The sequence below is a fragment of the Cognatiyoonia sediminum genome, assembly GCF_900129845.1.
Taxonomy (GTDB): domain Bacteria; phylum Pseudomonadota; class Alphaproteobacteria; order Rhodobacterales; family Rhodobacteraceae; genus Cognatiyoonia; species Cognatiyoonia sediminum.
This window is the reverse complement of sequence record NZ_FQXB01000001.1, coordinates 834,524-847,016: the sequence shown is the minus strand read 5'-3', so window position 1 is coordinate 847,016 and position 12,493 is coordinate 834,524. Positions and strand designations below refer to the sequence as shown.

Genomic DNA, 12,493 nt, shown 5'->3' with positions numbered 1-12,493 from the left:
GGCAGTGACTCCTTCAGCGCGCTATGCAGCAGCGATCGCGGTACTGGATGTCATCCTTGGCGGTGAACCGGCCGAGAGAGCTTTGACCAACTGGGCGCGACGCAATCGGTATGCGGGATCAAAGGACCGTGCGGCCGTTAGGGGTCATGTGTTCGATGTTCTGCGGAAAAAGCGATCGTGCGCCGCCTTTGGTGCTGGCGGGGATGGCAGGGCGCTTGTGTTAGGCCTTTTGCGTCAGACAGGGATCGATCCACTGTCTATATTCTCCGGAGAAGGATACGCGCCGGAGCCGTTGACGGAGGATGAGCTCTCGTTTGAAGAACCGTCTTTATCCGAAGCTGAAGCAGCCGATTTGCCCGATTGGGTTTGGCCTCTTTGGCGCGACGGGTTGGGGGATAAAGCGATTTCGGCCGCCCAGTCGCAACGGGAACGCGCGAAGGTGGCGCTGAGGGTGAACGAACGATTAGGCTCGGTCGACAGCGCCCTCCAATCCTTGGCATCAGACGAGATCGAGGCAATAGAGCATCCAAATGTGATTGGGTGCCTAAACGCCGTCAGCAACCAAAGACGCTTGGCTCAGGGCAAAGCCTATCAGACCGGATTGGTTGAGTTGCAAGATGCGTCATCTCAGGCGGCCGTGCGTAGCTGGCCGATCAGCACGGGCGATCGGGTTTTGGATTTCTGCGCCGGTGGGGGAGGCAAATCACTGGCTCTTGCTGCCATATTCGACGCCTCGGTGACGGCACATGACAGTGTATTTGATCGCATGGCAGATATTCCAGTCAGAGCCGCGCGCGCGCGCGCGTCGATCAAGGTCGTCAAGTCCGAAGATTTGGACACGTTGCCTCTTTTCGACGTCGTCTTATGTGATGCGCCATGTAGTGGATCAGGTACCTGGCGACGAACGCCAGACGCTAAGTGGCGGCTAACCGAGGACGAACTAAGAGATTTTCAAGATCGTCAGGTCTCTATTCTAGAATCTGCGTCAAAGTTTCTAAAGAAGGGAGGGGTTCTAATTTACTCAACTTGTTCGGTTTTGCAGGTGGAGAACGGTGAAACTGGCGCTAGGTTTCTAAATGGAAATCCTAATTTCGAAAGGATCGCCGAAGAGCTTATTGTACCTACTTCCGAAAATGACGGTTTCTACCATTGCGTGTATAAAGGCATTTACTAATTACCTTAAATTGTTAATGATGTGATTTGTGATTAACCACCCTTTAAGTATCCGCCAGCTATTAGGATACAAATGTATTATCGAGGTTTTGCCACGTGTCTTTGACGGACCAAACCAAGCTAAACAAATCAGATTTTCCTTCAAATAGCGCATCCGCTTGGCTTTTATTTCTGATCGCATTTGTTGCCGCCCTATTGGGTCTCATTACAACTGACTCGCTGTTCAGTTCCGGTATGAACATAGTCGCAATTACTTTGTTTTGTTTCTTTGCGCTGACCATGCTGAACGATTTTCGCATCGAACGGGCGAAGATCGTGAAAGTTGAAGAAAAGCAAAACCTTATTGGGTGTGTTCAATCGATCGTTATGCACGAACCAGACTCCGCGTTGCTGACCGATCTTGACGGCGAAATCCTTTTCATGAACGAAGCTGCGAAAGAACGATTTTTGCCAATTGAAGACACGCATCTTTCCGCAGCTCTAAGCTGACTTTTTGCCAGTCCCGAAACTGTTTTATATCCGCTGTTTTCAGGCGCATCGACTTTAGGGGCCGCACGAAAGGAATTGCGGACAAGAGATGGGGTTTTCCGGTTCACTGTCGTCCAAGCTGGTGCAAACGCTTTGTTGTGGCGCATGGACCAAGCCGCTGTTGGCGAAAGGGAAAGGACAAGGGCTGCAGATGCTTTGACCTTACCGATGCTCACAATGGGGCCGAGCAATGCGATCTTATGTTTGAATTAAGCCTTCCGAACTCTGGTCGGCGGACGACCGAAGTCGATCAAGCAGATTTTTGGCGAGACAACGATTGAATCAGGCAAGATTTGCACGATTGAAGGGTCAGATGGACCAACGGAAGTATTGTTGGCTACGGTTGAAGGGACAGGCGGACGTCTTGAAGTCTATGCGCTGCCAGCACCATCAGAAATAAAACGAAGCGCCGGCCCAAGGTCGATCAACGGGGATTGGGAGGCCATAGAAGACTTGCCCGTGCCGTTGCTGAAAATCTCAAGGGATGGGTCGGTCGAAGCCTCAAACCGAGAAGCGCGCCAGCTCTTTGACTTGGAGACGACAGAGGGAAAACGATTGATCGATCTTGTCGATGGATTGGGCCGCCCGATGGATGGCTGGATCCAAGATGCAATGATGGGTAGGGGCGGTAGCGCATCACAGTTTCTACGCGGACTTGGGACAAAATATGAAACTTTTTTTCAGGTCACTTTGAACATTTCTGACGCTGCGGACGGACGGCATTTGATTGCAGTTCTTAACGATGTGACCGAGTTTAAGACACTGGAAGCTCAATTTTTGCAAAGCCAAAAGATGCAAGCAGTTGGCCATCTTGCTGGCGGTGTCGCTCATGACTTTAACAATCTTTTGACAGCGATTTCAGGGCATTGGGATTTATTGTTAGAGCGGCATGATCAAGGCAGCGCAGATTTTGGAGATCTGATTCAAATCCATCAAAATGCCAATCGCGCGGCTGGACTGGTGAAACAACTCCTTGCTTTTTCGCGAAAACAGAATTTGCAGCCCGAACGCGTTGATTTGAGGCATACGCTTGCTGATCTTACTCACTTGCTGAACCGCCTTGTTGGCGAAAAAGTTAGCCTGTCTTTCGAACATCAAGAAGACTTGGGAGGGATCAAGGCGGACAAGCGCCAGCTTGAGCAGGTGGTTATGAACCTTGTCGTTAACGCGCGCGACGCCATGCCTTCAGGAGGTCAGATTAGGGTCATCACACGCAACCGGCACTTGGACAACGACATTCTGCGGGATCGGGCAACCGTACCTGCGGGACGCTACGTCGAGCTTCGCGTGGTCGATGAAGGTGAGGGCATTTCACCAGAGGTTATATCAAAAATCTTTGAACCGTTTTATACAACAAAACGGACTGGTGAAGGTACGGGGCTCGGATTGTCGACGGTCTACGGGATCGTAAAGCAGTCGGGTGGATTTTTTTTGCCGACAGCAAGATTGGTCAAGGAACGGCCTTCACCGTACTTCTTCCATGGCACGATATGCCTGAGCAGGAAAGAATGGTTCAGGCGCAGCCCGTTCCTGAGCCCTTGGCGTCCCGCGGAGAAGATGTCATTCTCCTGGTGGAAGATGAAGCGCCGGTCCGATCTTTTGCTTCGCGTGCACTAAGATTGCGTGGCTATACAGTTCTGGAAGCAGATTGCGCCGAAGCTGCGCTTGAATTGCTCGATGACCCAGAGCTTTACGTCGATTTGTTTGTAAGTGACGTGATCATGCCGGGAATGGACGGACCGACGTGGGTGAAACAGGCCCTCGGCGAGCGCCCCGACACAAAAGTCGTGTTTGTGTCCGGCTATGCAGAGGACGCGTTCGGTCCGGAGGGCAACCAGATGCAGAACTCCGTTTTCCTCCCAAAGCCTTTTTCGCTTGGTCAGTTATCGACGATCGTACAGCAACAGCTTAACTAGGCGTGTGCTGAGCTTTCGAGATAGGCTGCACATCCAGTCAGTGCCGCAAAATCATCAGAGATTGCCGCGACGCTGAAGGAGTTCATAAAGTCTTCGAAACGACCCTTCGCGCGAAATGCATCTAGGAAGCCAAACTCTGACAGGTGAGGGGCAATGGCTCTAGAGACGCCGCCGACGAGGTAGATGCCTGAAAATGGTAACTGGACCAGCGCGAGGTCGCCGCAAACCGACCCAAGGATTTGGACAAAGTGCCGAACTGCGCGTGTGGCTGCGGGGTCTATGCCAGCTTCGCAGTCAGCAACGATGGTAGCTGCGTTTTTGTGAGCAGCGCCTTCTACGCCACAGCAGTGAAAGTTGTAGAGATTTTCCAAACCGTTGCCAGAAAGGGCATGTTCAATTGTAGGAAAGCCAAATTGCGCATCAAAATGCGCAGACAGTTTCCGATCCATTTCTGTGTTAATCGGCAATGAAATATGCCCAGATTCTGAAGGCGGAATGAAGCGACCATTAGGCGTTTCGAAAACCGGCGCGATGTTGAAACCAGTTCCGAGCCCAACCATCATCCGTGTGGTTTCTTTTTCGATAGAAGTACCGTGGATAATTTGTGTTTCACTTTCGGGCGGCAGATGCCCAAGCGCATGACCTTGGGCTTGAAGGTCATTTAAGATCGCGGTGTTTTCGGCCTTTGAAGCATCAGCGAGCGTCTCAAGGTCGATTTCCCAGTCTAAGTTTGTCATCGACGCTTGGCCATTGCGGACAGGACCGGCGATGGCAATGCAGGCTGCAGACGTGTCGACGCCACCTTGTTCCTGAATAAACTTCTTCAAAACGTCCTGCAGGCTGGAATGTGCGGTGTTTTTGTATTTTGTAACTGTTTCCGGCAGCAGCATTTTACCCCGCGCCAATGCAACACGCGTGTTCGTGCCGCCGATGTCGGCAACGAGGTTTAGGGTATTGGGTGCGTGGGCCATTTCGTCTCGAATCTATCGCGTTATTGCGTCTTTGAGCGCGTGATATGAAGCCTTTGGCGTCCGGTGCAAGGTGTCAAAGTCAACATGCACCATTCCGAAACGTTTTTCGTAACCAAAAGCCCACTCATAATTGTCCAAAAGGGACCAATAAAAGAACCCTTTGACGTTTGCCCCTTCCTCTATTGCCTTCAAAGTGGCCTGCATGTGCTCATCTACAAAGCCCATACGAACGGGATCATAGACGGCGCCGTTTTCGACTTTGTCGTCCCATGCCATGCCATTCTCTGTAACGAAAATGGGCATCTCGCCAACGTATTCCTTGGACAGCCACGTTAGGAAATAACGCAGACCTTCTGGATAAATCTCCCACCCCATTTGGGTCTTTTCGCCGGGGCCTTCCGCGCTTGATACATGCGGCCACGGTGTTTTTGGATCAGCTGACACCTTATGGCGCGTATAATAGTTCACGCCCAACCAATCGATGTCTTGGGATATTTCTGCCATGTCGTCTTGCCAGTTTGCAGGCATATGCGGGCCAAAGCCAGCAAGCGCTTCTTCTGGATAGGTGCCGCGTTGGATCGCTTCGATGAACCAACGGTTGAAGATCGCGTCGGCTGTTGCCGTAGCATCCTTTGCAATTTGGCTATCGTCCGCAGGCTCAGTCCGGTCAAAGTTCAGCACGATACCGCAGTTGTCTTGGCCGAGGCTCCGCAAGCGCGTCATCGCGCGGCCATGTGCTTTCATAACATGGTGCATTGCGCGAGACGCTGCACGGATGTCGCGCAGGCCCGGCGCATGATGGCCCAAGAAATGCGAAAGGAATGCGACGCACCAAGGTTCGTTCAAAGTCGCCACGGCCTCAACACGGTCACCGATGCGTCTTGTGATGACTTCCGTGAAATCCGCGAACCAATCTGCAACGTCCGGGTTTGTCCAGCCACCGAGGTCAGCAAGGGCAGAGGGCATTTCCCAATGATAAAGTGTTTGGTAGGGCTTCAATCCGCGATCCAACATCGCATCAACTAGTCGGTCGTAATAATCCAATCCCTCTTGGTTCACAGCACCGCGACCTTCCGGCATCACGCGGGCCCACGAGGTCGAGAAACGATAGGCGTCCATTCCAGCGTCTTTAAGCAGATCAAGATCGCTCTCATACAGGTGGTAGTGGTCACATGCCACGCTGCCGTCTTCTGCACGAACAACGTTACCAGGGGCGGCCGCGAAGGTATCCCAATGGGTAGGGCCTGCGCCACCGAAGCTATGGCCTTCGATTTGGTAAGCCGCAGTGGCTGCACCAAAGGCGAAACCGTCAGGGAATTCGGAACGTTTGAAGTTCATTGAAAGTCTTTCTAATTCGGGGCAGGGCCGGTCGAACGACCGACGGTGAGTTCAGCTTCGAACAGGATATTTTGCGGTGGCGTTGTGGGATTAGAGATCTTTTGTAGAAGCATTTCAGCGGCTTTGCGGCCTGCTTCTCTTACAGATGATCGCGTTGCGGTAAAGATGGGTACATCGCCGCCATTTTGAAGGTAGGACAGCATGTCGTCATGGGTGACGATGGACAGGTCCTTACCCATCACCAGACCGCGTTCTTCAATGGCACGCCGTACCCCAAGCGCAATGATCATAGACGACGCGACAACGGCTGTCGGTGCGTCGGAACGGTCCAGGATTGTGCGGGTGGTTTCGTAGCCATATTCCTCGGTCATTTCTTCCGAAAAGATCAGGCTTTCATCTATGTCGAGGTCTTCGGAATTCAGAGCCGCTTCGTAGCCGAGGCGGCGGCGGCGTGCGAAGTCCATAACTTCGAGTCCGTTAATCAGGGCGATGCGTCGGTGCCCGAGATCAATCAGAAACTGCGTTGCGCGTTCGAAGGCGTGCTTATTGTTAACGTCCAGCCACTCATAAGGTTCCGAGATTTCGCTGGCACGGCCATGAACCACGAATGGCAGTCCAATTTCGTTCAGTAGGGGGATGCGGTCATCCGCCATGCGCGGTCCGTGAACAACGACTCCATCGACCGCGCGTCTCGATTGCAAGCCGCGATAGACGGTCTCTTCACTTGCATCGGCATTTACAATTGAAAGGATCATCTCATAGCCATTTTGCGCATAAATTTCGCCAGCGCCCGCAATGAAGTCACCGAAGACAGGGTTCACCATTTCATGCTTAGAGCGCGTAGGGATGACATGGCCGATAGCCAGTGCCTTGCCTGTTGCCAGACCTTTCGCGCGGGAGCTTGGGGAGTAGTTGAACTTCCGCGCGGCCATCTCAACGCGGGTGCGGGTGGCTTCACTGACCTCAGGGTAGCCATTTAGAGCGCGACTGACGGTCGTTTGACTGAGGCCTAGAGTTTCGGAGAGTTCTTTAAGGTTCATGGTCCAAAGCGCTTTAAGTACGGTTATCCGCTTCGCGATTCCCGGCATTTTATGTTTCGTAATCGTTTCAGTAAACTGAAATCATCAAAAAACCAAGGGATAGTTGATGCTTGACTTCACGCTGCTTTTAAGAGAATCTCCCACTCATCCAAAGCGCTTTGGTTTTGCTCAAAGCAAAGTCGAGGTATGGAAAACAATAGGTTTGCGCCCGCGTTGGGCGTCATTTGGGAGGATACCTAATGAAGAAAACACTGTACGCCAGTGCGGCTTCGGTCGCTCTCCTTGCGTCCGCTGCGCACGCAGGAGGTCACTTGGTTTTTGCGCCGGGTGAAGGGGACTTTAGCTGGGATGAGTATGAAGCTTACGCGGCAGGCGCACCTGATCTGTCCGGTCAGACTGTTACCGTCTTTGGCCCTTGGCTGTCTCCAGAAGACGACATTTTCCGTTCCGCGATCGCATACTTCGTCGATGCGACTGGCGCTGAAGTTACTTACACCGGTTCTGACGGTTTTGAGCAGCAGATCGTGATCGATGCTGAAGCGGGCTCTCCACCAAACATCGCTGTGTTCCCACAGCCTGGTCTGGCTGCAAACATGGCAGCGCAGGGCCTGTTGACACCACTCGGCGGTGACATGGCCAGCTGGGTTTCCGACAACTATGCGGCTGGCTCTTCCTGGGTTGATCTGGGCACATATGCTGACGCCAATGGCGATGACCAGTTCTATGGCTTCTTCTACAACGTGAACGTTAAGTCTCTCGTTTGGTATGTGCCTGAGAACTTCGAAGATGCGGGCTACGATATTCCTGAGACAATGGAAGACCTGATCGCTCTGTCTGAGCAGATCATCGCAGACGGCGACACTCCTTGGTGTATTGGTCTGGGATCCGGTCCTGCGACAGGTTGGCCAGCGACTGACTGGGTGGAAGACATCATGCTGCGCACACAGTCCCCAGCGGATTACGACGCTTGGGTCTCCAACGAGCTAAAGTTCAACGATCCTAAAGTTATCGAAGCGCTAAACACATTCGGTATGTTTGCGAAGAACGACGATATGGTTGCTGGCGGTGCCGGTGCTGTTGGTTCAACGGACTTCCGCGACAGCCCTGCAGGTCTCTTCACATCGCCACCACAGTGCTACATGCACAAGCAAGCGTCCTTCATCCCGGCATTTATGCCTGAAGACGTTGTGATCGGCGAAGATGCAGACTTCTTCTACTTCCCATCCTTCGCTGAAAAAGATCTGGGTAACCCAGTTCTTGGCGGTGGTACGCTGATGGCTGTGACTGACCCATCTGACGCGACAATGGCATTCATGGAGTTCCTCCAGCAGCCAATCGCGCATGAGATCATGATGGCTCAGACAGGCTTCTTGACGCCACACTCCGGTGTGAACCTCGACGCCTATAAGGATGCGACGCTGCGTGGTCAGGGTGAAATCCTTCAGAACGCAACAACCTTCCGTTTTGACGGGTCTGACCTGATGCCAGGTGCCATCGGTGCCGGTACATTCTGGACAGGTATGGTTGACTTCGTCGGCGGTGCGTCTGCTGAAGACGTTGCTGATGCGATCCAGAACAGCTGGGACGCGTTGAACTAAGTTCGACCATAGATTGAGATTGGTTTCGGGCGCTGTCACGTGCCCGAAACCACCAAACGGCAAGGGGAACACCGCCGTTAATTCGTCAGGGAGGGGACGATGAATCCAGCAATTCAGGCCATGATAACTATGATCGTCGGGATCGGCGGTTGTATCGTTTATTTCTACGGCGCAAACCTTCTCCTTGATAAGGTTCTGTTCCCTGCAAAGGGTCCGAATGCGGGCCGAAACATCAACCGAGCCAATATGATCCGTCCGTGGTTGTTCTTGCTGCCCGCGATCTTGGCTTTGGGTCTTTACCTTGCATATCCCGTATTCGCGACGCTGCGGTTGAGCTTCCTCGAAAGGCTCCCCGGTAACGAATACGCATTCGTTGGTTTTGAGAACTACACCAAAATGTTCGCGGAACCGAAATTTACCGAAGCCATGATCAACAACGTTTTATGGTTGATGGTCGTGCCTGCCGCATCGACTGCCCTTGGGTTGTTGGTGGCGCAGCTGACAGATCGGTTGCCATGGGGCAATGTGGCGAAGTCGATTATCTTCATGCCAATGGCGATTTCATTCGTCGGCGCGGCAGTGATCTTCAAATTGGTCTATGAAGCGCGGCCCGTAGATGTCGCTCAAATCGGTATCCTAAACCACCTCTACCTCACGTTCGGTGGCGACGAGCCCCAGCAGTGGCTGACCATACCGTTTTGGAACAACTTCTTTTTGATGATCGTATTGATCTGGATCCAAACCGGCTTTGCGATGGTGATCCTGTCGGCGGCCTTGCGTGGCATCCCCGAAGAAACGGTCGAGGCAGCGATCATTGATGGCGCCAATCCTGTGCAGATTTTTTTCAAGATCAAAATTCCCCAGATCACGTCGACCATCGTGGTGGTCTGGACCACGATCACGATTGCGACGCTCAAAGTGTTCGACATCGTGTTCGCGATGACAAACGGCCAGTGGGAAACCCAAGTTCTGGCCAACTACATGTACGACAAGCTGTTCCGCGCGCATGATTGGGGCATGGGATCCGCTGCGGCGATGATCATCATGCTGATGGTAACGCCGATCCTTGTTTGGAATGTTTACAACGCTCGGAAGGAGATGCGCTGATGGATGGTCTTTCCGGTCAGAAGCCAATCGTCGTTTGGCTGCTTAACATCTCTGTTGTCTTAATCGTGCTTCTGTGGTTGTTCCCGACGCTTGGCCTATTTGTGTCGTCGTTCCGAACAGGGGATCAGATCACGGCGTCCGGCTGGTGGTCGGCCATGTTCCCAGCAGAGCAGACCTTGCAAATCCGCGCGGCTGATCCTGATGAGTTTCGCGTAGAAACAAGCGATGGTGTTTTTGTTGTAGAAGGTCAGATTTTCGGGGATGAGCCATTTGAAGGCACGATCCAAGCTTGGTCAACGTCGAGCCGTCGTTTGGGCGAAAACGCACCTGGTGACACCTATGACATGGGCGACGGCGAAAGCTTCACCTTGAATGCTGATGGCACTTACATTTGGCAGGGCAACGACGACCAAATTTCGGGGCGTGCTCAGCGGGTCTTTATCGACGCTGAGACTCCGCCGGAATTTACTTTGGATAATTATAACTTCGTATTGTTCGACGAGGACAATTCCGAAGGGATGATGAAGGCCTTTTTGAATACGTTGACCGTCGTTATCCCGGCAACTGTGATCCCGATCTTGATAGCGGCTTTTGCGGCTTACGCCTTGGCGTGGATGGATTTCCCGGGGCGTGCTCTGTTGATCGCGGCCGTGGTGGGGCTGTTGGTCGTGCCGTTGCAGCTTGCGCTTATTCCGCTGCTGTCCTTCCATAACTCTATTGGGATTGGCAAAGGCTATCTTGGGGTTTGGTTGGCGCATACCGGCTTTGGGTTGCCTTTGGCGATCTACTTGCTGCGAAACTACATGGTCGGCTTGCCAAGAGACATTATCGAGAATGCGAAAGTCGATGGCGCAACAGACTTCCAGATCTTTGTGAAGATCATCCTGCCGCTGTCGTTCCCTGCGTTGGCGTCCTTTGCGATCTTCCAGTTCTTGTGGACATGGAATGACCTGCTTGTCGCATTGGTGTTCCTGATCGATGCATCCGGCCAGACAACGGTTATGACGAAACAAATCGTGGAACTTCTGGGCACCCGTGGCGGTGACTGGGAAATCCTCGCGACTTCCGCTTTCGTGTCAATCGCGGTGCCTTTGGTCGTGTTTTTTGCAATGCAAAGATATCTGGTGCGCGGTTTGCTCGCCGGGTCAGTGAAATAGGAAAGACGACGAATGAACGTGGCGACAGCAGCCAAATTGGACAATGCCGTGAGCAAAGATTGGTGGCGCGGCGCGGTGATCTATCAAATCTACCCGCGTAGCTATCAGGACAGCAATGGGGACGGCGTGGGCGATCTGTTAGGGATCGTGCAGCGTTTGCCTTACATTGCGACGCTTGGCGTTGATGCGATCTGGATATCGCCGTTCTTCATGTCACCGATGAAGGACTTTGGATACGACGTCAGCGACTATTGCGATGTCGATCCGATGTTCGGAACTCTTGCCGATTTTGATGCCGTGGTTGAAACCGCGCATCGTTTCGGCATTCGTGTCATGATCGATCTGGTGCTGAGCCACACCAGCGACCAGCACCCTTGGTTTGCTGAAAGCCGCGCCAATCGCGACAACGCCAAACACGATTGGTACGTTTGGTCTGATCCAAAGCCGGATGGCACACCGCCGAACAATTGGTTGTCCATCTTTGGCGGCTCTGGCTGGCAGTGGGATGCGCGGCGCGAGCAGTATTACCTCCATAACTTTCTCGCTTCGCAGCCGGATTTGAACTTCCACAATCCGAATGTTCAGGACGCTTTGCTGGATGTTGCCACGTTCTGGTTGAACCGCGGGGTTGATGGGTTCCGATTGGATACGATCAACTTCTATTTCCACGATGCGCAGCTGCGCGACAATCCCGCGTTGCCGCCGGAGGAACGGAATTCGACAATTGCGCCGTCGGTGAACCCTTATAACCACCAAAAACACCTCTACAGTAAGAACCAGCCAGAGAACCTAGAGTTCCTGCGGCGTTTACGAGCGGTAATGGAGCCCTTTGGCGCTGCTGCTGTGGGCGAAGTTGGGGACGCTCAGTTTGGGCTTGAGATCATGGGTCAGTACACGGCCGGCGATGATCTGATGCAGATGTGTTACGCCTTTGAATTCCTCGCTAACGCGAAGCCGTCTGCGCAGGAATTTGTTGATGTGCTTTTGAAGGTCGACGATGTCGCAGCCGATGGGTGGGCCTGTTGGGCGTTTTCGAACCACGACGTGCAGCGCCATGCCTCTAGGTGGGAACTGACAGCGGCAGGCCAGCGCATGTTCGCGACGCTGATCATGTGTCTGCGCGGGTCCGTTTGCCTCTACCAAGGGGAAGAACTTGGTCTACCAGAAGCCGACGTAGCTTTCGACGACTTGCAAGACCCCTACGGCATCGAGTTCTGGCCCGAGTTTAAAGGCCGCGATGGCTGCCGGACCCCGATGGTTTGGGAGAAGAGCAATCAGTATTCAGGCTTTTCTGAAGCCAAGACTTGGCTGCCGGTTGCGCATGAGCATCTGCAGCTCTCGGTCGAAGCGCAGGAAGACGATCCGAGCGCGTTGCTGCATCATTATCGCAAATCGATCCATTTCCGCCAAACCCACGATGTTTTGGCGGTTGGCGAGCACAGCGATCTGACCGCATCTGGCGATGTGTTGTCTTTCAAGCGCACGCTCGGGGGACAGACGATCTTCTGCGCGTTCAACATTAGCGATACCCCATCCGATTTGGACTTGCCGTCTGGATCTTGGTTGCCAATCGGCGCCGAGTTGGGGAGCGCACAAATTTCACAAGATGGGAAACTGCATTTGGGTCCGTGGCAGGTTTGCCTCGCGCTCAAAAAGTAGGGAGGG

11 protein-coding genes are annotated in these 12,493 nt (G+C 53.1%); 8 read left to right on the top strand and 3 right to left on the bottom strand.

Annotation, left to right across the window (positions count from 1 at the left end):
* The first annotated feature begins 4 nt into the window (after window positions 1-4).
* The 4 genes from BUA85_RS04240 to BUA85_RS04225 all read left to right on the top strand — a co-directional run bounded on the left by BUA85_RS04240 (window position 5) and on the right by BUA85_RS04225 (window position 3,617).
* Window positions 5-1,174 carry an RsmB/NOP family class I SAM-dependent RNA methyltransferase gene (locus BUA85_RS04240; RefSeq protein ID WP_072899561.1) on the top strand — a complete coding sequence of 390 codons (1,170 nt, stop codon included), beginning with the start codon at window positions 5-7 and terminating at the stop codon, window positions 1,172-1,174.
* 233 nt (window positions 1,175-1,407) lie between these two features.
* Complete coding sequence (locus tag BUA85_RS16670) at window positions 1,408-1,662, top strand: hypothetical protein (RefSeq protein ID WP_131802760.1); 255 nt, start codon at window positions 1,408-1,410, stop codon at window positions 1,660-1,662.
* 372 nt (window positions 1,663-2,034) lie between these two features.
* Window positions 2,035-3,318 (top strand): two-component system sensor histidine kinase NtrB, encoded by a 1,284-nt coding sequence (locus tag BUA85_RS04230; protein WP_131802759.1) that lies wholly within the window; start codon window positions 2,035-2,037, stop codon window positions 3,316-3,318.
* A 2-nt stretch (window positions 3,319-3,320) separates the two neighbouring features.
* The gene (locus BUA85_RS04225) at window positions 3,321-3,617 is read left to right on the top strand and encodes a response regulator (RefSeq protein ID WP_242648985.1); all 297 of its coding nucleotides are present in this window, start codon (window positions 3,321-3,323) and stop codon (window positions 3,615-3,617) included.
* Here the strand turns inward: BUA85_RS04225 and BUA85_RS04220 are convergent.
* The 3 genes from BUA85_RS04220 to BUA85_RS04210 are packed head-to-tail and all read right to left on the bottom strand — an operon-like array spanning window position 3,614 to window position 6,966.
* A complete protein-coding gene (locus tag BUA85_RS04220; protein ID WP_072899555.1) occupies window positions 3,614-4,588 on the bottom strand; it encodes a glucokinase in 975 nt (324 codons plus the stop codon). The genes BUA85_RS04225 and BUA85_RS04220 overlap by 4 nt on opposite strands.
* 12 nt (window positions 4,589-4,600) lie before the next feature.
* Entirely contained in the window at window positions 4,601-5,926 is a 1,326-nt protein-coding gene (locus BUA85_RS04215; protein ID WP_072899554.1) for a GH1 family beta-glucosidase, read from the bottom strand.
* Window positions 5,927-5,937: 11 nt separating this feature from the next.
* Entirely contained in the window at window positions 5,938-6,966 is a 1,029-nt protein-coding gene (locus BUA85_RS04210) for a LacI family DNA-binding transcriptional regulator (RefSeq protein WP_072900409.1), read from the bottom strand.
* Between the two features lie 239 nt (window positions 6,967-7,205).
* Here BUA85_RS04210 and BUA85_RS04205 point away from each other — a divergent pair, with 239 nt between their 5' ends.
* From BUA85_RS04205 to BUA85_RS04190, 4 genes are all read left to right on the top strand, one after another.
* Window positions 7,206-8,564: an ABC transporter substrate-binding protein gene (locus BUA85_RS04205; RefSeq protein ID WP_072899553.1), complete on the top strand. Its 1,359-nt coding sequence runs from the start codon at window positions 7,206-7,208 to the stop codon at window positions 8,562-8,564.
* Between the two features lie 99 nt (window positions 8,565-8,663).
* The gene (locus BUA85_RS04200; protein ID WP_072899552.1) at window positions 8,664-9,671 is read left to right on the top strand and encodes a carbohydrate ABC transporter permease; all 1,008 of its coding nucleotides are present in this window, start codon (window positions 8,664-8,666) and stop codon (window positions 9,669-9,671) included.
* Window positions 9,671-10,828: a carbohydrate ABC transporter permease gene (locus tag BUA85_RS04195; protein WP_072899551.1), complete on the top strand. Its 1,158-nt coding sequence runs from the start codon at window positions 9,671-9,673 to the stop codon at window positions 10,826-10,828. Before BUA85_RS04200 ends, BUA85_RS04195 begins: the two co-directional genes overlap by 1 nt.
* A 12-nt stretch (window positions 10,829-10,840) precedes the next feature.
* Window positions 10,841-12,487 (top strand): alpha-glucosidase, encoded by a 1,647-nt coding sequence (locus BUA85_RS04190; RefSeq protein WP_072899550.1) that lies wholly within the window; start codon window positions 10,841-10,843, stop codon window positions 12,485-12,487.
* The last annotated feature ends 6 nt before the right edge of the window (window positions 12,488-12,493 follow it).